Source organism: Pseudomonas sp. IT-P258 (assembly GCF_949767825.1).
In the GTDB taxonomy this organism is placed as follows: domain Bacteria; phylum Pseudomonadota; class Gammaproteobacteria; order Pseudomonadales; family Pseudomonadaceae; genus Aquipseudomonas; species Aquipseudomonas monachiensis.
In genome coordinates, this window is the sequence record NZ_CATKPU010000076.1 from 292,887 (window position 1) to 315,368 (window position 22,482).

22 protein-coding genes, 1 tRNA gene and 1 pseudogene are annotated in these 22,482 nt (G+C 60.1%); 17 read left to right on the plus strand and 7 right to left on the minus strand.

From position 1 onward, the window contains the following. The first annotated feature begins 7 nt into the window (after positions 1-7). From ACM6G4_RS23915 to ACM6G4_RS23965, 11 genes and pseudogenes are all read left to right on the plus strand, one after another. A complete protein-coding gene (locus ACM6G4_RS23915; RefSeq protein WP_414914749.1) occupies positions 8-2,431 on the plus strand; it encodes a TonB-dependent receptor in 2,424 nt (807 codons plus the stop codon). A 78-nt stretch (positions 2,432-2,509) separates the two neighbouring features. Beyond that, the gene (locus ACM6G4_RS23920) at positions 2,510-3,451 is read left to right on the plus strand and encodes an ABC transporter substrate-binding protein (RefSeq protein WP_056722202.1); all 942 of its coding nucleotides are present in this window, start codon (positions 2,510-2,512) and stop codon (positions 3,449-3,451) included. Continuing rightward, positions 3,451-4,440, plus strand: a complete 990-nt coding sequence (locus tag ACM6G4_RS23925) for a FecCD family ABC transporter permease (protein ID WP_414914750.1) — start codon at positions 3,451-3,453, stop codon at positions 4,438-4,440. The genes ACM6G4_RS23920 and ACM6G4_RS23925 overlap by 1 nt, the downstream gene beginning before the upstream one ends. Next, positions 4,433-5,464 (plus strand): FecCD family ABC transporter permease, encoded by a 1,032-nt coding sequence (locus ACM6G4_RS23930; RefSeq protein WP_414914751.1) that lies wholly within the window; start codon positions 4,433-4,435, stop codon positions 5,462-5,464. Before ACM6G4_RS23925 ends, ACM6G4_RS23930 begins: the two co-directional genes overlap by 8 nt. Before the next feature lie 12 nt (positions 5,465-5,476). Further along, positions 5,477-6,268 carry an ABC transporter ATP-binding protein gene (locus tag ACM6G4_RS23935; protein ID WP_414914752.1) on the plus strand — a complete coding sequence of 264 codons (792 nt, stop codon included), beginning with the start codon at positions 5,477-5,479 and terminating at the stop codon, positions 6,266-6,268. Then, complete coding sequence (locus ACM6G4_RS23940) at positions 6,265-7,047, plus strand: IucA/IucC family C-terminal-domain containing protein (protein ID WP_414914753.1); 783 nt, start codon at positions 6,265-6,267, stop codon at positions 7,045-7,047. Before ACM6G4_RS23935 ends, ACM6G4_RS23940 begins: the two co-directional genes overlap by 4 nt. Positions 7,048-7,097: 50 nt before the next feature. After that, positions 7,098-7,274 (plus strand): annotated as a pseudogene (locus tag ACM6G4_RS23945) (LysR family transcriptional regulator); the annotation flags it as partial. A gap of 176 nt (positions 7,275-7,450) precedes the next feature. Next, entirely contained in the window at positions 7,451-10,282 is a 2,832-nt protein-coding gene (locus tag ACM6G4_RS23950; protein WP_414914754.1) for a xanthine dehydrogenase family protein molybdopterin-binding subunit, read from the plus strand. Next, complete coding sequence (locus ACM6G4_RS23955; RefSeq protein ID WP_007982256.1) at positions 10,275-10,814, plus strand: (2Fe-2S)-binding protein; 540 nt, start codon at positions 10,275-10,277, stop codon at positions 10,812-10,814. Before ACM6G4_RS23950 ends, ACM6G4_RS23955 begins: the two co-directional genes overlap by 8 nt. 2 nt (positions 10,815-10,816) lie before the next feature. Then, positions 10,817-12,055, plus strand: coding sequence for a c-type cytochrome (locus ACM6G4_RS23960; RefSeq protein WP_414914755.1), 1,239 nt, complete (start codon positions 10,817-10,819; stop codon positions 12,053-12,055). Position 12,056: 1 nt separating this feature from the next. Beyond that, entirely contained in the window at positions 12,057-13,028 is a 972-nt protein-coding gene (locus tag ACM6G4_RS23965) for an XdhC family protein (protein ID WP_414914756.1), read from the plus strand. 132 nt (positions 13,029-13,160) lie between these two features. Here the strand turns inward: ACM6G4_RS23965 and ACM6G4_RS23970 are convergent, their stop codons facing one another. Continuing rightward, complete coding sequence (locus tag ACM6G4_RS23970; RefSeq protein WP_414914757.1) at positions 13,161-14,444, minus strand: NAD(P)/FAD-dependent oxidoreductase; 1,284 nt, start codon at positions 14,442-14,444, stop codon at positions 13,161-13,163. 184 nt (positions 14,445-14,628) lie between these two features. Between ACM6G4_RS23970 and ACM6G4_RS23975 the strand changes: the two genes are divergently transcribed. Then, positions 14,629-14,705: transfer RNA gene (locus tag ACM6G4_RS23975), tRNA-Val, on the plus strand. 315 nt (positions 14,706-15,020) lie between these two features. Here the strand turns inward: ACM6G4_RS23975 and ACM6G4_RS23980 are convergent. Then, positions 15,021-15,227, minus strand: a complete 207-nt coding sequence (locus tag ACM6G4_RS23980; protein WP_056722220.1) for a hypothetical protein — start codon at positions 15,225-15,227, stop codon at positions 15,021-15,023. A 251-nt stretch (positions 15,228-15,478) separates the two neighbouring features. Here ACM6G4_RS23980 and ACM6G4_RS23985 point away from each other — a divergent pair, with 251 nt between their 5' ends. After that, positions 15,479-15,673, plus strand: a complete 195-nt coding sequence (locus ACM6G4_RS23985) for a hypothetical protein (protein WP_056722222.1) — start codon at positions 15,479-15,481, stop codon at positions 15,671-15,673. Positions 15,674-15,748: 75 nt separating this feature from the next. On the opposite strand, the gene ACM6G4_RS23990 is transcribed toward ACM6G4_RS23985, so the two are convergent. Beyond that, positions 15,749-16,501: a carbonic anhydrase gene (locus ACM6G4_RS23990; protein ID WP_056722224.1), complete on the minus strand. Its 753-nt coding sequence runs from the start codon at positions 16,499-16,501 to the stop codon at positions 15,749-15,751. A gap of 203 nt (positions 16,502-16,704) precedes the next feature. Between ACM6G4_RS23990 and ACM6G4_RS23995 the strand changes: the two genes are divergently transcribed. Further along, on the plus strand, positions 16,705-17,160 hold the full coding sequence (locus ACM6G4_RS23995; RefSeq protein WP_414914758.1) for a DUF2214 family protein: 456 nt from the start codon (positions 16,705-16,707) through the stop codon (positions 17,158-17,160). 184 nt (positions 17,161-17,344) lie between these two features. On the opposite strand, the gene csrA is transcribed toward ACM6G4_RS23995, so the two are convergent. Further along, positions 17,345-17,536: a carbon storage regulator CsrA gene (gene csrA / locus ACM6G4_RS24000; protein ID WP_007975691.1), complete on the minus strand. Its 192-nt coding sequence runs from the start codon at positions 17,534-17,536 to the stop codon at positions 17,345-17,347. Positions 17,537-17,786: 250 nt separating this feature from the next. Between csrA and ACM6G4_RS24005 the strand changes: the two genes are divergently transcribed. Continuing rightward, entirely contained in the window at positions 17,787-18,152 is a 366-nt protein-coding gene (locus tag ACM6G4_RS24005) for an SPOR domain-containing protein (RefSeq protein WP_414914759.1), read from the plus strand. 89 nt (positions 18,153-18,241) lie between these two features. Here ACM6G4_RS24005 and ACM6G4_RS24010 read toward each other — a convergent pair whose 3' ends face one another. The 3 genes from ACM6G4_RS24010 to ACM6G4_RS24020 form a co-directional block, all read right to left on the minus strand. Then, on the minus strand, positions 18,242-18,931 hold the full coding sequence (locus ACM6G4_RS24010; protein ID WP_414914760.1) for an endonuclease: 690 nt from the start codon (positions 18,929-18,931) through the stop codon (positions 18,242-18,244). Positions 18,932-18,935: 4 nt separating this feature from the next. Next, a complete protein-coding gene (locus tag ACM6G4_RS24015) occupies positions 18,936-19,205 on the minus strand; it encodes a DUF1654 domain-containing protein (protein ID WP_043302188.1) in 270 nt (89 codons plus the stop codon). Positions 19,206-19,387: 182 nt separating this feature from the next. Beyond that, positions 19,388-20,476 carry an asparaginase gene (locus ACM6G4_RS24020; protein WP_056722233.1) on the minus strand — a complete coding sequence of 363 codons (1,089 nt, stop codon included), beginning with the start codon at positions 20,474-20,476 and terminating at the stop codon, positions 19,388-19,390. A 351-nt stretch (positions 20,477-20,827) separates the two neighbouring features. On the opposite strand from ACM6G4_RS24020, the gene ACM6G4_RS24025 reads away from it, so the two are divergent. Continuing rightward, on the plus strand, positions 20,828-21,289 hold the full coding sequence (locus tag ACM6G4_RS24025; protein WP_414914761.1) for a hypothetical protein: 462 nt from the start codon (positions 20,828-20,830) through the stop codon (positions 21,287-21,289). A gap of 191 nt (positions 21,290-21,480) precedes the next feature. Beyond that, positions 21,481-22,437, plus strand: a complete 957-nt coding sequence (locus tag ACM6G4_RS24030; RefSeq protein ID WP_056722237.1) for a sugar ABC transporter substrate-binding protein — start codon at positions 21,481-21,483, stop codon at positions 22,435-22,437. Positions 22,438-22,482: the final 45 nt, after the last annotated feature.

A 22,482-nucleotide genomic window follows, 5' to 3' on the forward strand; every position in this document is an offset into this window, starting at 1 on the left:
ATTCACAATGCCCGCAGTGATGTCTTGCAGTATGCGTCCGGCTCCATCCAGGTTGCGCCCGTTGTTGCACTTGAGTCTGTTGTTGAGCCTGAGTGCCTGTCCGTTGTTCATCTCTGCCGGTTGGGCCGAAGACGCGCCGCGCCGCAGCTATCAGGTGCCAGCCGGTAGTCTCGACGCTGCGCTGACCCGTTTCGCCGGGCTGGCCGGGGTCAATCTGTCAGTGGACCCGGCACTGGTGAGCGGGCGAACCAGCCCCGGTCTTTCCGGTGACTTCGCGGTGGAGGAGGGCTTCGCCCAACTGCTGCAGGGTTCCGGTCTGCAACTGCTTCCAGTGGGCGAACAGGCGTACATGCTGACCCCGGTGCCAACAGGAAGCAGCCTGCAATTGGGCGCTACTTCTATTTACGCGACGGCAGACACGGCGCACGGTGATCCATATGCCGGCGGGCAGGTCGCACGCCGTGGGTCGCAAGGCTTGCTGGGCTCGAAAGATTTCATGGAGACGCCGTTCAGCGAGACCACCTACACCAGTGAGTTGGTGAAAAACCTTCAGGCGCGTACCTTGGGCGACCTCGTGGCCAGCGATCCCTCGGTTCGCGCCACCAACCCGGCGGGTGGGCGGTATGAGCAGTTCACCATTCGTGGAATGAGCCTGTTCAACAGTGATGTCTCCTACAACGGTCTCTACGGCATCCTGCCGACTTACTCCATTGACATGGAGATGGCTGACCGCGTCGACATCCTCAAAGGCCCGAGCCAGCTGATCAATGGTATCTCGCCGCGGGGCAGCGTGGGTGGCGGGATCAACGTGGTGCCCAAGCGCGCCACCGACGTGCCCATTACGTCGTTTACCGGCAACTATGCTTCCGGCAGCCAGGTCGGCGGGGCCGTGGACATCGGTCGGCGCTTTGGTGAGGGGGACATGTTCGGTGTTCGTTTCAACGGCGTGAAGCAGTCCGGCGACACCGAATGGGATCACCAGAGCGTTGACCGCGAGATGGCTGTGCTGGGCCTGGATTTTCGCGGTGAACGCCTGCGGCTCTCGACGGACATTGGACATAACGAGCGTGACACCGACGCCCCGCAGGAACGCGTGCAGGTGGGTGCCAACGCGCAGGTTCCGCACGCCAGCGATGTTCGCCACAACTATGCGCAGCCGTGGAGCAAGGCGCGTACCAAGGACACCTTCGGGACGGTGACCGGCGAGTACGATGTCAGCGATTCCGTCATGGTGTACGCCGGTGCGGGCGCGCGTAAAAGTAATCATGACTTCCTTCGGCACGCCGTAGCGGTCACCAACGACGCGGGCAACTTCAGTGTTCTGCCACGTGACTTCACCCGTGACGAAAATGTCCGGACGGCCAACGCCGGGGTGCGCAACTGGTTCCATACCGGTTCGGTGAGCCATGAGGTCAACCTGGCTGCCAGCTATTTCTACATGGACTTCGAAAACGGCGGCGCCCGTTATGCCGCCGCCCCGAGCAACATCTACAACCCGGTGCAAACACCGACGCCCATCACTCCCACGCGACTCGATTCTGAGGTGTATACCGAGAACCGTTCCAGCAGCGTGGCGTTGTCCGACACATTGGGGTTCTTCGATGATCGGGTACTGCTGACCCTCGGTGCCCGCTGGCAGCGAGTGCAGGTTGACGACTGGACGGATAATGTCAAAGGCGACACGGGCTACGATGAAGAAAAGGTTTCGCCCTCGGGCGGCATCCTGTTCAAGGCTACCGATAAGCTCTCGTTGTATGCCAACTACATGGAAGGCCTGAGCCAGGGCAAGATCGCGCCGTCAACCTCGGTGAACGAAGACGAGATCTTCCCGCCGTTCATCAGTCGGCAGGTCGAGGTCGGTGCCAAATATGATGCGGGTGCGTTCGCCATTACCACCGCGGTATTCCGGATCAAGCAGCCAGCTTATGAAACCAACGCCACGACGCGGGTTTTCGGCCCGAACGGCAAACGCGAAAACACCGGTGTGGAAGTCAGTGTGTTCGGTGAGCCGCTCAACGGTTTCCGCCTGCTCGGCGGCGTGATGTACATCGACAGCGAGTTGACCAACACCACCAATGGTACCTTTGACGGCAATCGCGCTCCTGCCACGCCGGAGTACAACGTCAACCTGGGGGCCGAGTGGGACGTGCCAAGTGTACAAGGCCTGACCCTGACCAGCCGCGGCATGTATTCCAGCTCTCAGTATCTGGACCAGTCCAATAACAAGGAAATCGACGCCTGGACGCGTTTCGACGTGGGCGCTCGCTACGCCTTCAAGGTCGAGGAAAAGAACATCACCCTGCGGGCCAATGTCGAGAACGTGGCTGACAAGCGCTACTGGAGTTCCGCCGGGGCCTCGGATGACAGCGAGCCAGGATTGACGCTCGCGACGCCACGAACCTACCTCCTTTCGGCAACCGTCGACTTCTGAATCGATTCAACCGTGCGTTGCGCCACAGGGAAGGGCGCCGCCGAGTTGTGTCATGCATCGATTGCAGAGGACCAGAGCATGCCCAGTCTCACTAACCCACTCAAGAACGAACAGGTCAAAACGCCCTCCAGGCGCACGCTGCTGCGCCTGTCCCTGGGCGTGCTTGCACTGAGGTTTACCCCATCGGCGTGGGCTCTGGCCGACGCCGCGCCGCTGCGGGTGATCACCCTGTTTCAGGGCGCCACCGACAGCGCCGTGGCGTTGGGCATCACACCCTGCGGCATCGTCGATTCCTGGAGTGAAAAGCCCACCTATCGCTATCTGCGCTCGGCGCTGGAGCCGGTGCCCCATGTCGGCCTGGAAACCCAGCCGAGCCTTGAGGACATCGCGCTGCTCAAGCCGGACGTGATCATCGCCTCGCGCTTTCGCCATGAGCGCATCGCACCCTTGCTCAAGCAGATCGCCCCGGTGGTGATGCTGGAGGAGGTGTTCGAATTCAAGAAGACCTTGGCACTGATGGGCCTGGCCTTGCATCGCCAGCAGCGGGCCGACGAAGTGTTGGCCCGCTGGCAGCTGCGCACGGCACAACTGCGCCAGCAACTGCAGCACAAGTTTGCCGGGCGCTGGCCGCCGACGGTGTCGATTCTGGATGTCCGCGAAGACCATATCCGCAGTTATTTGCCGGCCAGTTTTCCAGGTTCGGTAGTCACTGAGCTGGGGTTGGGGTGGAGTCAGGCCAGTCGGGCGGCGAGCGGGGTATCGATCAAACTCACCAGCAAGGAAAGTCTGGCGGTGGTCAATGCCGACATTTTCTTTGTCTTCTTGCGCGCGGAGAAACCGGCAGTGCAGCGAAACTATGACAGCCTGGTGCAGCATCCGCTGTGGCAGCAAATGCGTGCGCCGCAGCAGGGGCAGGTGTGGCGGGTCGACGGCGTGGCCTGGAGCCTGTCGGGCGGAATGCTCGGGGCGAACCTGATGCTCGATGATGTGGCGCGGCTGGTCACGGCGGATGCGGCCTGATGAGCAATGGTTTGAAACTGTGCTGTGCCGGGGTCGTGTTGCTCCTCAGCAGTGTGCTGAGCCTGGCAGTCGGAGCGACCTGGATTCCGCTTTCGCAAATTGCCGCTGCCTTCGTGCATCCCGACCCGCTCAGCGTCAGCCATGTACTGGTGACCACCACACGCCTGTCGCGCACCTTGATGGCGATGGCCGTGGGCGCGAGCCTGGCAGTGGCGGGGGCCTTGATGCAGGCGCTGACGCGCAATCCGCTGGCGTCCCCCGGCTTGTTCGGGATCAATGCCGGCGCGACTTTTTTTATCATCCTGTGTTCCTCGCTGTTTTCCCTGTCATCCCCGGATGCCTGGCTGTGGTGCGCGTTCATCGGCGCGGCCGTGGCCGGCAGCCTGGTGTGGCTGATCGGCAACATGGGGCAGGGCAGTCTCAGTCCGTTGCGCATCGTGCTGGCGGGGGCGGCGATGGCCGCGTTGTTCTCCGCATTCAGCCAGGCGTTGCTGGTGGCCAATCAGGATGGCCTGGACACGGTGCTGTTCTGGCTGGCGGGCTCGTTGACCGAGCGTAGCCTGTCGGTCGCCGCGCCAATGCTGATCTGTGGCGTACTCGGGCTGTTCGGCGCGATGTTGTTGGCGGGGCAGGTTAACGTACTTAACGCAGGCGAGGAGATCGCCACCGGCCTGGGTCAGCGAACCGGATTGATCCGGCTGCTGATTAGCGTGCTGGTGATCTGTCTGGCGGGCAGTGCCGTGGCATTGGCCGGCAGCATCGGGTTTATCGGCTTGCTGGTGCCGCACATGGTGCGCAAGGGCTTGTCCATCGATCACCGCTGGTTGCTGCCGGGGAGTGCGCTACTCGGCGCGATTGTGCTGCTGCTGGCCGATACCTTGTCGCGGGTGTTGATCCTGCCGCAGGAGGTGCCGGTGGGCGTGATGATGGCGTTGTTCGGCGCACCGTTCTTCATTCTGTTGGCCCGGCGCGGAGGTCGTTATGGATAAGGTCCTGACTTGGCGCCGCAGCGGGTTTTCCCGGCGGATCAATGTCGCCACGATGTGGCGATTGATGGCGGCGTTGATGGTCACGACGCTGATCATGCTCGGCTCGCTGTCGCTGGGCAAAGTCATGCTGTCGCCGCTGCAGGTGCTGCGCATTTTGCTGTCGAGCCAGGACCCCAGCCTGACGTTCATCGTCGAGCAACTGCGCTTTCCGCGCATGCTGCTGGCGGCGCTGGTGGGGGCGGCGTTGTCGGTGTCCGGGCTGATTCTGCAAAGCATCATCCGCAACCCGCTGGCGTCACCTGACCTGCTGGGTATCACCAGCGGCGCCAGTGCGGCGGCGGTGCTGTATCTGTCGTTTTTCTCCGTCGCACTGGGTCAACAGTATCTGCCGCTGGCGGCGATGTCCGGCGCGGGGCTGGCGGCATTGGCGATCTATCTGCTGGCCTGGAAGCAGGGAGCTTCACCGCTGCGCCTGGTGTTGATCGGGGTCGGTATCAGCGCGATGTTGACCGCCGCGACCACCTTCATTCTGGTCTTCAGTCCGCTGACTACGACCCTGTCGGCTTATGTCTGGCTGACCGGCAGCGTGTACGGCGCCAGTTGGCCGGAACCGCTGGCGCTGAGTCGCTGGTTGTTGGGTATTTGCCCGCTGCTGGTGCTGCTGGCCCGGCAGGTGATGGTGCAACAACTGGATGACCAACTGGCCCAAGGCATTGGCGTTCGCGTGCAGTGGTTGCGCGCCGGTTTGTTGCTGGTGAGCGTGGCATTGGCCGGTGCGGCGATTGCCTGGGGCGGGGCGATAGCCTTTGTCGGGCTGATTGCGCCGCACATTGCCAAGCGTCTGGTGGCCCCGGGTTTCGCTGGTCAGGCGCTGATGGCGGCGCTGGTCGGGGCGAACCTCGTGGTGCTGGCCGACCTCGCCGGGCGTGTGTTGTTTTTGCCGCTGGATCTGCCGGCCGGGATTTTTGTCGCCGTGCTGGGCACACCCTTTTTTCTCTATTTGTTGATCAAACAGCGTCATTGAGGAATTCAACGTATGACGTCGATTGCAAGTCGCGGCCTGACCCTGAGTTATCAGCGCCAGGTGATTATTGATGCGCTGGACATGCAACTGCCCCAGGGCAAGATTTCGGTACTGATTGGCAGCAACGGCTGCGGCAAAAGCACTTTGCTCAAATCCTTCGCCCGACTGCTCAAGCCGCAGCAGGGCTCGGTGATTCTCAACGGTGTGGATATCCAGCAAAAGTCCACGGCCACCGTGGCCCGGGAGTTGGCCATTTTGCCCCAGACCCCCAGCGCGCCGGAGGGCATCACCGTCAGGCAGTTGGTGGCGCTGGGGCGTTATCCATATCAGAGCTGGATGCAACAGTGGTCGGCGCAAGACGAAGCCATGGTCAACCGCGCGCTGGCGCAAACCAGTCTGCAGGCCCTGGCGGACCGGCCGGTGGACGCGTTGTCCGGTGGCCAGCGCCAGCGTGCGTGGATTGCCATGACCCTGGCCCAGGACACCGGCATCGTGCTGCTTGACGAACCCACTACCTTTCTTGATCTGGCGCACCAGATCGAAGTGCTGGACCTGTTGCGCGACCTCAACCGGCTCGAAAACAAGACCATCATCATGGTGCTGCACGACCTCAATCTGGCCTGTCGTTACGCCGACCATATGGTTGCGGTGCACAACCGGACGGCCTTTGCCCAAGGGCGGCCCGACGAGGTGTTGACCGAGACCCTGGTCAAGACTGTGTTCGACCTCAATTGCCGGATCATTCCCGATCCGTTCTTCGGGACGCCGTTGTGCATTCCGTTTGGCCGGGAATTGCCACAATGAGTCTGGCACGTCATTTCGCGGCGTCGGAGTGGGCGCTGTTGTCCGGCGGCTTGCGGCTCAAGGACAGCGACGAGCGCGACCCGTTGCGTTCGCTGATGGCCCGAGACTTGTTGCAGGAAGACGTGTGCAAGCAACTGCTGGATGCGCTGGGCCCGGTGATCGGCTCGCCAACCCGGGCGATCACGGCCTCGCTGCTGGGCAAGCGCTTGTCGTTTCTGGCGACTGGCGCCTGTTTGTATGCAATGTCGGTGTATGACAAAGGCCTTTTACTGACACCTGACAACACGGTGATCGAATACGGTCACGATGAGGGGCTGTGGACGTCTTCAATGCCGGTGCATCACGGTCAGCCACTGACCTATGGCCTCAATGAGCGCGAGGCCTGGCGGGAAGCCTTGGTGCGGGGACTGTTCGCCGGACTGCTGAAACCGCTGTGGCAAACCTTCAATCGTGTCACCGGTGTTTCCCGGCGCATCCTCTGGGAAAACACCGCCGTGCGAGTTTATTCGCTGTATGAAAAACGCATGGTGAAAACCGAGGACCCGTCAATTCGCGAGCGCTGTGAAGCGGATTTCAATTGGCTGCTGACACAAGCCGAGCCTGCGTTGTTCGGTCTGGATTACAACCCGCTGAGCCATTTCCGCCGACCGCCGACGCTGGTGGACGACGGGCAGCGCAGCATTCGCTTTCGCCGAACCTGTTGCTTTTATTACCTGGCCACCGAACCCGCAGACTACTGTTCGACCTGTCCGTTGCTACGTCCGGGGAAATGCCGATGAGTGACCGGATCGACCCTCGCCAGCAAAGGAATAGCCGCTGTTCAACGATCGACGCGATCAAGATGCTGTCGGAAACTGCATTGCGCGACTATCTTGAAATGGGCTTGGTGATGGCGCTGGATGTCTAGATGAAGCCCTTCGGGTTGTTGTTGCGCAAGGGCGAGCACATCAACCGGGAGTTGGGGTTGTTCATCGATCTGCTGCGTCGAAAAGTCGCGGTTTTTTGATTCCTTGGTCAGTTTTTGGTTTTCCGCGAAGGCATAAGCCTATAAACTTAACCTTTCGGTCAGCTTTGCACTGTAAACAACAGCCCTTTGCATCGTCGAAAAGGGCTTCTGCAAGACTCGAGATTTCCAGAACATAACCAGAAGGGCGGACCCCATAACCGCCCAGAGGATGATCCATGTCCAACCGTGATATATCCCGGCGCTCGTTCCTTCAGGGCGGGCTGGTAGCGGGTGTGAGCGTGACGCTCACACCATTGAGCAGCCAGGCGCTGGCCGCCTTGATGGAGAGCAGCGTGACCGTGCCGTCCGAGCAGTGGCTCGGCAACAATGGCAAGGCGCGCGCCCGTAACGATGCCTTGTCCAAGGTCTGCGGCAGCAAGGTCTTTGCCCGCGACATCCGCGCCAAGGACATGCCGGGCTGGCCGCAGCAGCAAGGCCACGCCATGTTGCTCAAAACCATCAAGGCCGACCACATCTTCGCAGGCATCAACCTGTCGTGGCTCGGTACCGAGTTGCAACCGGACCGCATCGTCACCGCCGAAGACCTGGTCAAGGACGGAATCGTGTTCCCTGAGGAGCACGCCCCGGATCCGCTGTTGCCGGCCGGCAAGGTGCCGATGTTTATCGGGCACCCGGTGGCGATCCTGATCTGGAACGATTTCGAGCGCTTCCGTCAGGCCAAGAACCAACTCAAGTTCAATGACAAGGCAATCCGCTACGGCGAGAAAGCGCCGTTCTACGAAGGCGATCCTTACGGCAGCTTCCGCTACGTGCGCGTCGGCGGTGCGACCTCGGCGGACGAAGACGAGTTCGCCAGCCTCAAGGATTCGATCCTGTTCCCGATGCTGAAAAACCGTCGTCCGGTGTGGAACTCCCAGCCGAACCTGCACGGCAACCTGACCGAGCGCGGGTTGTTCTACGCCGACCGCATGAAGCAGCAGATCGATACGCCGCCGGACAACTGGCTGGTATTCGACGAGCGCTACAAGACCCCGTCGATCGAACCGGCCGCCCTGGAGCCGGACAACGGCAACGGCTGGTACGACCCGGCGACCAAGACCCTGCATTTCGTGGTGGCGACACAGTGCCCGCTGGAAACCGCGACCGAGACCGCGAAGATGATCGCGCCGTCGCGTTTCGGCCTGGCCAACCTGAACATGCACCCGGGTTACACCGTCGGTTATGGCTCCAAAGACCACAACATTTTCGTCTACTACGCAGCGCTGGCGGCGTTGTACGGCGCCGGTGTGCCGGTACGCCTGGCCAACGACCGCTACGAGCAGTTCCAGAGCGGCATCAAGCGTCACCCGTTCGACATCCGCTACCAATTGGCGGTGGACAAGAACGACCACAGCTTCAAGATTTTTCGCTCCGAGATGAGCGTCGACGGTGGCGGGCGGATCAACTACAGCCCGTCGGTGGCGGCGGTGGGCGCCACGGCGGCACAGTCGATCTACTACATGCCGCAGAACGATCTGCAGGTCACGGCCTATCACTCCCGCGCCGTTGAAGCCGGGTCGATGCGTGGCTACGGCACCCTGCAGAGCATGGCGGCGACCGAGATGATGGTCGACGAAATCGCCGGTCGCCTCGGTGTCGATGCCATCGAGTTGCGCCGCAAGAACGCACTGCGCTCGGGTATGAAGAACACCCAGGGCGCGATCCCGGCCGGTGCCTTGCGCCTGCACGAGATTCTCGACAAGGCGGCGGTCCACGACACCTGGAAAAACCGCGACGCGATCAAGAAGCAACGCGAAGCCGCCGATCCGGACAACTGGTACGGGGTGGGTTTCGCCATCTGCCAGAAGGACTTCGGTACCGGTTCCGAAGCGCCGATGGCCAGCATTGAATTCACTGCCGAAGGTCGCATCAGCCTGCGCCACATCGGTATCGAAATCGGTACTGGCATGTCCACCTCCCAGGCCATGGTCGTGGCCGATTTCCTCGGTATTGCGGCGCACGAAGTGAAGACCGGCGAAACCGAATGGAAAGAGTTGCAGCTGGTCAGTGGCGGCAACCCGTACATCATGAGCCAGGCCGAGCAGGACAATTTCCTGCGCAACCCACGTTGGGTCGGCAAGGTGGCTTCGGCTTCGTCGGCGACCAACTCGGCGTACTACTTCAGTCACGCCACCCGTGAAGCGGCGCGCGTGCTGTTCAACCACGGCTTGTGGCCAGCGGCGATGGAGATCTGGCGCCAAGGCCCTTACGGCGGCCAGGCCAACCCTTACGTGGTGCGCCGCGAAGACGCCCATTGGGTCGACGGCAAGCTCACGGCCAACGGCATGGCGCCACTGCCATTCGCCATGCTCGCCAAGCGCGTTCACGAACGTGGCCTGGTGAGCGGCGCCACCGTGCACGGTTTCAACCGCTGGAGCTGGGCCGAGGCCGAGTTCAGCATCGACGGCGTGCGTGAACGCTTGCCGCTCGACGGCCTGGCTGTGAAGTACGGCGACGGTGCACCGAAGGCGAAGAAGGCGCAGATGAACAGCGCCGGTTTCCATCTGCTGGATCGGCAGGGTATCGCCTACCCGGCAACCCAGTTGAACAACGCGGCGGTGACTTACTACAGCCCGGTCGCGACGTTGGTGGAAGTGAAGGTCAACAAGGGTTCGAACGAAGTGTCGGTACTCAACCATCACTCGTGGGTCGAGTGCGGTCGGGTGTTGGTCGAAGAACTGGTCAGGGGCCAGCTCGAAGGCGGGATCGCCATGGGCATCGGCCACGCGCTGATGGAAGAGATGCCGTTGTACGAAGGCGGGCCGGGGGAGGGGGACTGGAACTTCAACCGTTACCGCCTGCCAATGGCGCGTCACGTCGCGGTGTGGAAACAGACGGCGGAAATCCTGCCGCCACTGTCGCCGAGCGACCCGTCCAAGGGCATCGCCGAGGTGGTGATGATCCCGGTGGTCGGCGCCATCGGTAACGCCGTGGCCCATGCCATCGGTAAACGTGTCCGCGACCTGCCTATCACTTCTGCACGCATCAAGGAGGCCCTCAATGGCTAACCGTCCGCTTCAACTGACCCTCAACGGTCAATCCGTCGGCCCGGTGGACATCCCTGATGACCTGCCGATGATCGACTACCTGCACGAATACAAGAACCTCACCGGTTCGCGCCTGGGCTGCGGCCAGGGCATCTGCCACGCCTGTGTGGTGATCGTCGACAACCCGGACGGCACCAGCGAAGAAGTGCGCACCTGCATCACCGGCGCACACTATTTCGAAGGCAAGAAAGTGCGGACCATCGAAGGCCATGCGACCCGCGACGAGCAGGGCAAGGTCACCGAGCTGAACCCGATCCAGCAGCGCTTCGTCGATGAATTCGCCTTCCAGTGCAGCTACTGCGCGCCGGGCTTCGTCAATGCCGCGACCGTGCTGGTGGAAAAGCTGCAGCGTCAGCCGATCGTCAAAAGCCAGCTGGAAAAAGTCATCGAGGACAGCCTCGGTCATCACATCTGCCGTTGCACCGGGTACGTGCGCTACTACAGCGCCACCCGCAACGTGCTGACCGATCTCGGCCTGGTCAAGGAGGGTTAAGCATGAAGCTTCTACTTAGCCGCCTGGCGTTGGCGGTTGGCCTGGCTGCGCCTGTGGTGGCAGCTCACGCCGATGATGCGCAGGTCAAGCAAGGCGAGTACCTCGCCCGCGCCGCCGACTGCATGGCGTGCCACACCGCGCCGGGTGGCGCGCCCTATGCGGGCGGCCTGCCGATCGTGTCGCCGTTCGGCACGATCTACGGCACCAACATCACCCCGAGCAAAGAGCACGGCATCGGCCTGTACAACGATGACGAGTTCTTCGTCGCGTTGACCGAAGGCAAGCGCCGCGACGGGGCGAACCTGTATCCGGCGATGCCCTACACCTCGTATCACCTGATCCCGCGTGCGGATTCCGATGCGATTCATGCCTACCTGAAAACCGTCGAGCCGATCGAGCGTGCCGCGCCAGTCACCAGCCTGAGCTTCCCGTTCAACGTGCGCCCGGGCCTGATGGGATGGAACATGATGTACGGCAAGGACGTGAAGCTGGAGCCTGCCGAAGGCAAGAGCGAAGCCTGGAAGCGCGGCCAGTACATGGTCGACGTGCTGGGTCACTGTGGCGAGTGCCATACCCCACGCGGCCTGCCCGGCGCGATGCAGATGGACAAACGCATGACCGGCGGCATTCTCAATGGTTATCTGGCGCCGAGCCTGCTGGCCACTGACCTGGCGGCCCGTGGCTGGAATCATCAGGACCTGAGCTCGTTCCTCAAGCACGGCATGAGCGCCCAGGGCACGATGTTCAACGAGATGTTCCCGGTGTTCCACAACAGCACCCAGGGTCTCAGCGATCCGGACCTGGCGGCGATGGCGACCTTCCTGCTCGGCGATCAGCCACCGGCGGCGAAGGTGCTCACCGAAGTGCCGTTGGACAAGCTGAGCCCAAGTGCCCAGCGCGGCCGTCAGGAATATTTGAATGTCTGCGCCGGTTGCCATGCACCGGGCGGTGAGGGCAAGCCGCACATCGCCGTGGCCATGCGCGGCAACACCACGCTGCGCCTGGAAGATCCGCGTAATCTGGTACGGGTGATCGACGACGGTATTGGTGAGCAGAAGTTCTCCGGTTTCGAACACATGCAACCGATGCCGGGGTTCGCCGCGAAATTGAGCGACGAACAGCTCACGGACCTGCTGAACTACCTGCGCCAAGGCTGGGGCGGTCAGCCGAATGACCTGGCTGTAAACGACGTGCAGAAGTTGCGGGCCGATGCGCCGCCGCTCGAGCACAAGGCCCACTGATATGCAGCATCTGGATCTGCAAGTGGTGCGCCGGGCGCTGGAGTGGTCGGCGGCCGGTCAGCGCATCTGGCTGTGTACGGTGCTGGCCACTTACGGCTCGGCACCGCGCGCACCGGGTTCGCTGCTGGCGGTGAACACGCAGGGGCACTGGATTGGCTCGCTGTCCGGTGGCTGTGTCGAGGAAGACTTTCTCGAGCGAGTCGCCGAGGGCGCGTTTCTGGAGCCGGTCAGCGTTGTTCGTTATGGCGAAGGCGACGACCCACGCTCGCGCGTCAGCCTGCCCTGTGGCGGGGTGCTGGATGTGCTGGTCGAGAAGCTTGAGGCCGATTGCGAGGTGCAAGCGCATCTGCGGGAGCTGGAGTCGGCGCTGTTGGGTCGGCGTCGGTTGATCCGCGAAGTCGATCTGCAAAGCGGTGCGCGCAGTCTGTTCGATGATCGTGAACAGGGTGTGCGTATCGAGCGTGAAATCGACCGGGTGCGCGTGCGCGTCGGCGCGGCCCAGCGCTTGCTGCTGGCGGGGTATTCCAGTGTCGCCCAGGCCTGTGCGGAGTTTGCCGTGGGGCTTGGGTTCGAGGTGATTCTATGTGACCCGCGGGACGAAGTGCTCGAAGGCGTCGTGCTGGAAAACGTGGAGATTCGTCGCCAACTGCCTTCGATGTTCATTGCCGACGGCGGGTGCCACAGCGACACGGCGGTGGTGGCGTTGACCCACGATCCACGTATCGATGACCTGGCGATGATGGAGGCCGTTCACACCGAGGCGTTTTACATCGGTGTGATGGGCTCCATGCAGACTTCGCAAAAGCGCTTCGAGCGGTTGCGGCGTATTGGTGGACTGGGGGATGTCGAGTTGGGGCGGATTCATGCGCCAATCGGCTTGAACCTGGGCAGCAAGACGCCAGCCGAGATTGCCCTGGCGGTACTGGCGGACATCCTGCGGATTCGCAGCGGTATCCCACGGGACCGGCTTTAAGATCAGAAGATCGCAGCCTGCGGCAGCTCCTACGCAGAACGCATTCCCATGTAGGAGCTGCCGCAGGCTGCGATCTTTCGATGTTGATCTAAACAAAAGGCCCGCATCGCAGCGGGCCTTTTGTTTTAGCAGTCAGTACCCGAATCTATCCCGCAATCCGTAATACCACGCACCCAATGCCGCAAACGGTGTGCGCAGCAACTGGCCGCCCGGGAACGGGTAATGGGGCAGGTCGGCAAACGCATCAAAACGTTCTGCCTGGCCGCGTAATGCTTCGGCCAGCACCTTGCCCGCCAAATGCGTGTAGGTCACGCCATGACCGCTGCAACCCTGGGAATAGTAAATGTTGTCGCCCAGCCGTCCGACCTGAGGCAGGCGCGACAACGTCAGCAGGAAATTGCCCGTCCACGCGTAATCGATCTTCACGTCCTTGAGTTGCGGGAAGGCCTTGAGCATCTTCGGCCGGATGATCGCTTCGATGTTCGCCGGATCCCGCGCGCCGTACACCACGCCACCACCAAAAATCAGACGCTTGTCGCCACTGAGGCGGTAGTAGTCGAGCAAGTAATTGCAATCTTCGACACAGTAATCCTGAGGCAGCAGGCTCTTCGCCAGTTCTTCACCCAGGGGCTCGGTGGTAATCACCTGCGTGCCGCAAGGCATCGACTTGGCGGCCAGTTCCGGCACCAGGTTGCCCAGATAAGCGTTACCGGCGACGATGATGAATTTTGCCCGGACCTTACCCTGCGGCGTGTGCACCACCGGATTCGCGCCGCGCTCGATGCGCACGGCCGGCGACTGCTCATAGATCGTCCCGCCCAGGGACTCGACCGCCGCCGCTTCACCCAGCGCCAGGTTAAGCGGATGGATGTGGCCGCCACTCATGTCGAGCATCCCGCCGACGTACTGATCACAGGCGACCACCTCGCGGATGCGACGTTGATCCATCAACTCGAGCTGGGTGTGCCCGAAACGCTCCCACAGGCGCTTCTGGGATTCGAGATGACCCATTTGCTTGGAGGTCATCGCGGCGAACACGCCACCGTCCTTCAAGTCGCACTGAATGTCGTACCTGGCGACCCGTTCACGAATGATTCGCCCACCCTCGAACGCCATCTGGCCCAGCAACTGGGCCTGCCTGGGACCGACCGTGCGTTCGATGACATCGATATCGCGGCTATAGCTGTTAACGATCTGGCCGCCATTACGCCCGGACGCCCCGAAACCTACCCTGGCGGCTTCGAGCACCGTGACCTTGAAACCGTTCTCCAGCAGAAACAAGGCAGAGGATAGCCCTGTGTAACCGGCGCCAATCACACAGACATCGGTCTCCACGTCATCCTGCAACGCCGGGCGCGGCGGAACCGCATTGGCCGATGCGGCGTAGTAGGACTCGGGGTAGGGAGTGTTAGCCATCCGGCAGCCTCTGTTTAATATATTTTACGAGTGCGTTGATCCTACCCGAGTTGAAAATCCCCCGCCAGCCACCCGGAAAATCTTCTTTGTAGCGGCAAAATTAAATATTTTGCATATTCATAGGGTTAGCGCGAAAAAAGGTGTTGACACCCCTCCGGAATTCCGTAGAATGCCGCCTCACAGCAGGCACGTAGCTCAGTTGGTTAGAGCACCACCTTGACATGGTGGGGGTCGTTGGTTCGAGTCCAATCGCGCCTACCAAACAAAATCCGCTCTGCTGGGCGGTCTGGAAGGGCTCACCGAAAGGTGGGCCCTTTTTTGTTGTCCAAAGAATCGTTACCGATCTTTGGGGAAGCGGACTGTGGAGTTATGTCTAGTTCATGGATTTTCAATCCACAAGTCATTGCGTGTTTTTGCTGAACATTGCATTCGGCTGGCAATCACTTCGCGGTATTTGAAAGATGAGATGCCCGGATCAGAAAAGTAGTGCCGGGCCATCAAGGCGCGACGATTGCTGAGCGGATGCCGGATGATTGCCGGGTAAACCGTTCAGATCGTCGCCAGCCTCAGTAGGTGTCAGAGGGCAAAGGTAGCTGCAAGGCCATGGTGGCCTTCCTGGGCTCCCGCGATCAGGTGCAGTGGGATGTTCTGTTGTACTTCAATGGACGGTACTTCGAAGCTCCCTACGATCTGGAGGTGGCGCTCGCTCAGTTCGGTCGACTTTCCTGCTTGTTCCTTGGCCATTCTCGCGTGGTTCATTGCGATTTCGTTGAGCGTTGACACGTTACATCTCCCGGTGACTGACCAAGCGTATCGCTGGCGTCCTTAAGCATTGATTGAATGGCTGCGGCGTCAGAATCCTGTCATTGCGGCGCTGCTACGGGCGATCTTAGCAAGCCTCAAGCCACGGATAGGGGCGAATTCCTCGTTGTGTTCTGGCAGGCGACGAATGGCAGGTGACTGTGAATGATGGTCCGGATTTTTTGTCATTCAGGCGTAAACTGGCAATGCGACCTTATCAAAAGGAGCCGCCTATGAACGCCGATCAAATGAGCAAGCAGGCACCTGTGGACACGGCTGTCTGGGATCGATATTTCTGCGCTGCATTGATTGCCGAAAGCAATCTGACTGCCCCGATTGTGGGCGAGGCTACTCATGAGGACAGGCAGAACCTGTTGATCGAGAGGGCCAGGGTCCTCGCGGATAAAATGATGCAAAACCGAAGATAATCAGAGCCCAGCCGTCGCGCTGGGCTCTTTGCATGCGGGCTTATGCACCGATGCTGACGCTGTGCGCGTTGCGGTTCAGGCGATCAACTCTACCTTGCCGCTCGCCAGGCGATAGATGCCGCCCACGATCTTCAGCGCGCCTTTGCTCTGCGCATCAGTCAGCAATGGCGAGGCCTGTTTCAGGCTGTTGACCGAATTCTTGACGTTTTGCGCGGTGGCGTTTTCCATCAGGTTCCCGGGCTGCTTGAGTACTGCCTCGACTGCTGACTTGAGTGCGTCAGTCAGTTTCGGGATATGGCCGGGGAAAATCGTCTGGTCCTTGACCGCCTTGATACCGGCCTCGATGGCGCCGCAGCTCTCATGCCCGAGTACGAGAATCAGCGGGGCGCCCAGTACGGCAACGCCGTATTCAAGACTGGCCAGGCCTTCCGGCGTAACGAAGTTGCCCGCGACGCGGATGGAGAAAAGATCGCCGCGCGCAGTGTCGAACGCATATTCCGGGGCGATCCTCGAGTCGGAGCAGCTCAGCACGGCCACGAATGGATTCTGGCCGGACACCAGGGCCTCTCGCTCTGCCTTGAAGTCGTGGGTTGTGGAAGTGCCGCCTACATATCGTGCATTGCCCTCCATCAGTCTTTTCAACGCCATGTCGGGACTGATTACGTTTTGCGGTTTGGGTGGGGCTGTCGCTTTTTCGGCTGCCAGGATGATCTTGCCGGGCAGTGTGCCGGTCAGCAGCAGGGCGCCTGCGCTCAATCCGGCAAATTGAAGAAAACGACGACGGCCTGTTGTGTTTGAAGCAGAGCTTGAATCACATGATTCACACATGATTTTGTTTACTCAGTTCAACGCGGTGGGAGTGAGTTGCTGTTGGGGCGGGTACCGTCGCGGACGCTCAATACCAGCGCAGTGGAGTCTAGTTGGTCTGTCGTATTGTGTTCCGGGCATTGTCCCTGGATGCCGTGCACGCAGCCATTTCATGGGCTACTACTGACAGGCTCATACAACTTCGACCTGGCAGGGGTTTCTCTATGCTGACTCACTGGTTTCTGGCGGCGGTTCATCTTCTGGCATTTGCCTTGGGATTCTGGGCGGTGCTGGTTCGAGGCACGGCTTTTCGGCGCTTGGCCGATGGGGCTGCGGAGGTGCGCAGTGTTCTGATGGCGGACAATATCTGGGGTATTTCAGCTGTCGTTTTATTGATCAGTGGCGGGATGCGAGCGTTTGGCGGGTACGAGAAGGGCACGGACTATTACCTGCATCAGCCGTTGTTTCATCTGAAGATGTCGCTGTTCGTCCTGATCTTGCTACTGGAAATCGCGCCTATGGTGACACTGATCAAGTGGCGGATAACGCTTGCCCGTAAAGTGTCGATCGATACCGGCCGTGCGAAGCTGTTTGCACGGATCAGTCATATAGAGGCGCTGCTGGTGCTGCTGATGGTGGTAGCGGCGACGGGCATGGCGCGAGGCGTGATGCTTGGTTGACCGCGCAGTGAACGCATCCTTCCCTGGGGCAAACCAGAAAAGTCTGACAGCAATAGAGTAAAACTTGCCGCTAGTATCGACCCCTGGGGTTTGAGTGGGGCGAATGAGCAGGGCGATGGGGTGCTGAATCTTTAGCCAGCCGTGATTCCGGACTGAACGGGCTGGCTACTGACTGCAACAGGATTCAGGATTGCGGCTTTTCCGGGGCGGTCAGGCCGGCCTGAATGCGCTGGTAAATTTCTTCACGATGCACTGCAACGTCCTTCGGAGCGTTGATGCCGATCCTGACTTGCTGGCCGCTTACGCCGAGGATGGTGATCGTAATGTCATCACCTATGTTTATGCTTTCACCGACTTTGCGGGTGAGTATCAGCATGGTCTTCTCCTTGATTGCTTTGTGGGGCACCTGATTCGGACAGTGCAGAGGTCGGTGTTATGTATAGATTAGTGCGAAGTCTCGCGGTTTGGGTGCCTCTTTCTGACGCGCAGATGCGGCATTAATTCCCAAGGCGTAACTATACAGAGGCCGCAACCATCATTCTCGTTGTTTTAAGCCCATTTTGCGGCACTCGCGAAGTATTCATGGGTGTTAAAATCACCGCTTTATGCATTTGGAGGGAAGCGTCGTGCGCAAAATGGTTTTGGTCATCGCGATATTGGCATTGGCGGGATGTGGCGAGGGCAGCACTGTGGATGCGCCGAAGCCCAAGCCGGTCATGGCGGCCGTACCCGCGCCGGTATCCGGCCCCCAATGGGATCTTGAGGTGCGAGGTGAAACCCCTCAGGCGGTCAGCGATTTGAGTGGCTGGCTGATCGAGCACAGTTTCATGTCCAGCGTCGTCAAGGAGAATGGCAATACCCGAGTCCTGATGGGGCCGTTCAATTCGAAAGCCGAGGCCGAAACCAAGCAGGATGAAGTCCGCGCGGCGCTCACTCGCGCGAAGAAGCAGAACATCGAATTGCTGGTGCTTGAGCGTCCGGTCGCTCAATAGCGTTCTGTAGCGCAGGCGTTGAAGAAACAAAAAAGGCCTTGGGTGTTTAACCTCGAGGCCTTTGTCGTTTCAGGTGTCCCGTTCCGGATTCAACCGCAGGCCTTCATGTCTACCGGGCCGACGAACTCGTTGCCGCGCCCCATGACGCACCCCACGCTTTGGTTGCGTTGGCGTTCCCAGGCCTGTACCGGATAGGTCTTGTCCCAGGCTTCGTACAGTTGCCGATCCTGTTTCGACAGGCGCACGCCGTACTGCTTGCTCATGTAGAAGTAGGTCCGGGCGATCATGCCGCGAATGGAAGGGCGGGGCATGACTTTCTTGGCCTTGAAGTCGACCTGGGTCAGGCATGAACCATATTGCCCCGACTGCTCGGGCAGCCAGCCAAAGCTGAAGTTGCTGCGATCGCCATTGACCTCGCCAATGCTGGGCACCAGGTTGTGCAAGTCAGCCTCGGCCTTCTGGTAAACCGGGTCGTAGCGGGTGCAGTTCTTGCGACCGCCCGCTTGCCAGCACTGGCGTTGATGACCGATTTGCCAGGCCGGAACAATATGCTCCCACTCGATGCGGGATGCGCGTTTGGCATTTTTACGCGGCACGTAACCGCAGGCGGCAAGGTTCACCCGGTTACCGGTGTACTTGCAGCCACAGTAAAACTCGGTGGACTGGGGCGCGTAGAGCTTCCAGGCGACCTTTTTCGCTTCGGTGAAGGTGCGCGGCGCGTCGGCTTGCGCACCCATGACAACAAACAGAAACAGCAAGGTAAACCAGCGGACACTCATCGACTCAATCTTCCTTCGGCACAACCCAGAAGATCTGCACGCCGCCATCGTCGCGATAGGCGAGGGTGACGTTGTCGTTCTCGTCGATTTCTTCCAGCAAGCGTTCCCATTCATCCACCGGTTCGTCAGGCAGGCGGAAGATCAATGCTGCCCTGGCCTTTTGTGCGGTGGGAGAGTTGATGATTTTCTGAACGCGCAAGCCCATGCGTACATAGGTGTCAGGAGAGGTAGAGGTGGTGTCCACGGAATTATCCTTATTAAGCTGTACGTGCATACAGTATTTAACTGTAGGCCATTTCGCAACTGCTTAAAAACCAAGAAAATCCTCTGACAGCGATTTGTTCCGTTTGGCGTAAGGCGAAGGGAGTTTTTTTGTAAGATCCAGCGGCAGCCACTCGCCAAAACTGGCGAATGGCGCACGGGGTGCCCGACCGGATCCGGTCGGGCGAGGGCAAATCAGTATTCCCAGAACATCCGTTGCAGTTCTTTGCTGTCGTTGGTCTTGGTCAGTGCGACCATCGCCAGGATCCGGGCCTTCTGCGGGTTCAGGTCGTGGGCAACGACCCAGTCGTATTTATCGTCAGGCTGTTCGGCGTTGCGCAATACAAAGCCACCGGCGTTGACATGGGAGGAGCGAATGATCTGCACGCCGTCCTTGCGCAGGGCTTGCAAGGTAGGGACTACCCGCGAGGATACCGAGCCATTGCCGGTGCCAGCGTGGATGATGGCTTTGGCGCCCGATTGAGCCAGGGCCTTGTAGGCGGTATCGCTGACGTTGCCGTAGGAATAGGCGATCTCGACGTCAGGCAGGCTCTTGATGTTCTTGATGTCGAACTCGGAATCCATGGTGTGGCGCTTGGCTGGCAAGCGGAACCAGTAGGATTTGCCTTCGACCACCATGCCCAGCGGACCCCAGGCGCTTTTAAACGCTTCGGTCTTGATGTTGATCATTTTGCTGACGTCGCGACCCGACTGGATTTCATCGTTCATGGTCACTAGCACGCCTTTGCCCCGCGCGTCTTTGCTGCTGGCCACGGCCACCGCGTTGTACAGGTTCAGCATGCCATCGGCGGACATCGCGGTACCTGGGCGCATGGAGCCCACGACGATGATCGGCTTCTCGGTTTTTTCCACCAGGTTCAGGAAGTACGCCGTTTCTTCAAGGGTGTCGGTGCCGTGTGTAATCACGATGCCATCGACGTCTTTGCTGTCGGCCAGTTCGGCTACGCGGCGACCCAGTTGCAGCAGGTTTTCGTTGGTGATGCTTTCGGAGGCGATTTGCATGACCTGTTCGCCGCGAACGTTAGCCAGTTGGCTCAGTTCCGGGACGCCGGCGATCAGCTGTTCAATGCCGACTTTCGCCGCTTGATAGGTCGCGCTGTTGGCGGCGCTGGCGCCCGCACCGGCAATGGTGCCGCCCGTGGCCAGGATTACCACGTTGGCCAGTTTCTGTTGGGTTTCGGCTTCTTTGGCCTGAAGGGCAGTGGGCAGAAGCAGCAGGAGGGCCAAGGCGCCCGGAACAAAGGTCTTAAGTGCAGATGTCATTATTTTTCTCTTCTAGTTGTGAGACGGTGCAGATGCAAGTTCATCTAGATACGCCCCAGACGAACCTGAACGCTGGGGGTGTGAGGGAAAAGCAGGATCTGTACCAGTAATACTCAGAATCGAAAAAACACGCTTAAGTTAATGATTTGTAATGGTATTGCTGTTTGTGTCAGGTGTGATTTTGAGTCTGGATGTTCGGATTGCCGAACATATGCAGATTTTGCGTTCGGCTCTCCGAAACGGATTGCAGTTCTGTTTAAGATTTCAACGCGTCAAATCATCAGTGACCATTAAAGAAACAGCCGCGTCGGTCGATGCTCCTTCAAGGGATCTTTTTCTTCAGGAGTTCACATGTCGTTATCTGTTGGCATTCCCAATGCCGCCGGCATCACCATCGGTGGCAAATCGGCCACTACCCTTCGTGCCTTGAGCGACGCGACAGCTGATGCGGCTGCTCAAGCGCCGGGTGCAAAAAAAAGCGACGGCAATCAGGTCAAGACGGGCCCGGTTGGTCCGGGGGAGAGTGCTGGCGCACAGGCCGAATCGCAAACCAGCGATAACACCAGCGTGGCGGTGAAGGTCTTGCTCAAACGCCTCAAGGAATTGCAGCAGCAATTGCGTGAGCAACAACAGCAGCTGGCGCAAGCCCAGGCGGCGTCCTATCCGAGTCCGGAAGCCAAGACCACCGCGGTAGCGGCCATTCAGGGGCAGGTTGCCGACACCAACGGCGCCATCCTGCAAGTGAGTGCGAGCCTGATCAAGGAGCTGGCCAAGGGTTCCGGCACGGGATCGGTGGTCAACACCACGGCATGAGTTGAATGCCGTTTTTTCGCCACGCATCTCTGAAAGCATTTTTCAGGTCGTTGACAAAATCCGGCAGGGTTCGCATAGTTTGGTTCACGCAAACGTTTGCGCGGCTCCGGCGATGGCTTTATCGCTGTGGGCCGTGAAGCTTACGCCAGCGCAAGCGTTGCTCACAATAATCATAAGATCGGAGTGAACCCATGAAGCTGCCATTCGCTGGACGTCTTCTCGCTGTCGCTATGCTGGCTGCCGCATCCGCTGCATTGCCTGTCTCTTCGGCTTTTGCTGAAACCGCTGAAAAGCCGAAAGTCGCACTGGTCATGAAATCCCTGGCCAACGAATTCTTCCTGACAATGGAAGATGGCGCCAAGGCGTACCAGAAAGATCACTCCGGCGAATTCGAGCTCATCTCCAACGGCATCAAGGATGAAACCGACACCGCAGGCCAGACGCGTATCGTCGAGCAGATGATCCTGGCCAGGGTCAATGCACTGGTGATTGCACCGGCAGACTCCAAGGCCATGGTCCCGGTGATCAAGAAAGCCATCGATGCCGGTATCACGGTGATCAACATCGACAACCAACTGGACCCCGCCGTCGTCAAAAGCAAAAACATCAATGTTCCGTTCGTAGGCCCGGACAACCGCAAGGGCGCACGGCTGGTGGGGGATTACCTGGCCAAACAGCTCAAGGCCGGTGACGAAGTCGGCATCATCGAAGGTGTGTCCACGACCACCAATGCCCAGCAGCGGACCGCGGGTTTCAAAGATGCGATGGAGGCGGCGCAGATCAAGGTCGTGTCCCTGCAATCCGGTGACTGGGAGATCGACAAGGGCAACAAGGTCGCCGCGTCGATTCTCAGCGAATACCCGCAAACCAAGGCCCTGTTGGCCGGCAACGACAGCATGGCGGTCGGCGCGGTATCCGCCGTGCGCGCCGCGGGCAAGGCCGGCAAGGTGCAAGTGGTCGGCTACGACAACATCAATGCCATCCAGCCAATGCTCAAGGACGGTCGCGTGCTGGCCACCGCGGACCAGTTCGCGGCCAGACAGGCGGTGTTCGGCATCGAGACTGCATTGAAGATTCTCAAGGGCGAGAAGGTCGAAGGCGGCGCCAATGGCGTGATCGAAACGCCGGTAGAGCTGGTCACCAAGTAACCTTCTGGCAACGCAACGGCGCTCGTCCAGCCGGACGGGCGCATG

What these genes read in the sequence shown, in the direction of transcription:
- ACM6G4_RS23915 (WP_414914749.1), top strand. Translation starts at nt 8, where the DNA reads ATGCCCGCAGTGATGTCTTGCAGTATGCGTCCGGCTCCATCCAGGTTG.
- ACM6G4_RS23920 (WP_056722202.1), top strand. Translation starts at nt 2,510, where the DNA reads ATGCCCAGTCTCACTAACCCACTCAAGAACGAACAGGTCAAAACGCCC.
- ACM6G4_RS23925 (WP_414914750.1), top strand. Translation starts at nt 3,451, where the DNA reads ATGAGCAATGGTTTGAAACTGTGCTGTGCCGGGGTCGTGTTGCTCCTC.
- ACM6G4_RS23930 (WP_414914751.1), top strand. Translation starts at nt 4,433, where the DNA reads ATGGATAAGGTCCTGACTTGGCGCCGCAGCGGGTTTTCCCGGCGGATC.
- ACM6G4_RS23935 (WP_414914752.1), top strand. Translation starts at nt 5,477, where the DNA reads ATGACGTCGATTGCAAGTCGCGGCCTGACCCTGAGTTATCAGCGCCAG.
- ACM6G4_RS23940 (WP_414914753.1), top strand. Translation starts at nt 6,265, where the DNA reads ATGAGTCTGGCACGTCATTTCGCGGCGTCGGAGTGGGCGCTGTTGTCC.
- ACM6G4_RS23950 (WP_414914754.1), top strand. Translation starts at nt 7,451, where the DNA reads ATGTCCAACCGTGATATATCCCGGCGCTCGTTCCTTCAGGGCGGGCTG.
- ACM6G4_RS23955 (WP_007982256.1), top strand. Translation starts at nt 10,275, where the DNA reads ATGGCTAACCGTCCGCTTCAACTGACCCTCAACGGTCAATCCGTCGGC.
- ACM6G4_RS23960 (WP_414914755.1), top strand. Translation starts at nt 10,817, where the DNA reads ATGAAGCTTCTACTTAGCCGCCTGGCGTTGGCGGTTGGCCTGGCTGCG.
- ACM6G4_RS23965 (WP_414914756.1), top strand. Translation starts at nt 12,057, where the DNA reads ATGCAGCATCTGGATCTGCAAGTGGTGCGCCGGGCGCTGGAGTGGTCG.
- ACM6G4_RS23970 (WP_414914757.1), bottom strand. Translation starts at nt 14,444, where the DNA reads ATGGCTAACACTCCCTACCCCGAGTCCTACTACGCCGCATCGGCCAAT.
- ACM6G4_RS23985 (WP_056722222.1), top strand. Translation starts at nt 15,479, where the DNA reads ATGAACGCCGATCAAATGAGCAAGCAGGCACCTGTGGACACGGCTGTC.
- ACM6G4_RS23990 (WP_056722224.1), bottom strand. Translation starts at nt 16,501, where the DNA reads ATGTGTGAATCATGTGATTCAAGCTCTGCTTCAAACACAACAGGCCGT.
- ACM6G4_RS23995 (WP_414914758.1), top strand. Translation starts at nt 16,705, where the DNA reads ATGCTGACTCACTGGTTTCTGGCGGCGGTTCATCTTCTGGCATTTGCC.
- csrA (WP_007975691.1), bottom strand. Translation starts at nt 17,536, where the DNA reads ATGCTGATACTCACCCGCAAAGTCGGTGAAAGCATAAACATAGGTGAT.
- ACM6G4_RS24010 (WP_414914760.1), bottom strand. Translation starts at nt 18,931, where the DNA reads ATGAGTGTCCGCTGGTTTACCTTGCTGTTTCTGTTTGTTGTCATGGGT.
- ACM6G4_RS24015 (WP_043302188.1), bottom strand. Translation starts at nt 19,205, where the DNA reads ATGCACGTACAGCTTAATAAGGATAATTCCGTGGACACCACCTCTACC.
- ACM6G4_RS24020 (WP_056722233.1), bottom strand. Translation starts at nt 20,476, where the DNA reads ATGACATCTGCACTTAAGACCTTTGTTCCGGGCGCCTTGGCCCTCCTG.
- ACM6G4_RS24025 (WP_414914761.1), top strand. Translation starts at nt 20,828, where the DNA reads ATGTCGTTATCTGTTGGCATTCCCAATGCCGCCGGCATCACCATCGGT.
- ACM6G4_RS24030 (WP_056722237.1), top strand. Translation starts at nt 21,481, where the DNA reads ATGAAGCTGCCATTCGCTGGACGTCTTCTCGCTGTCGCTATGCTGGCT.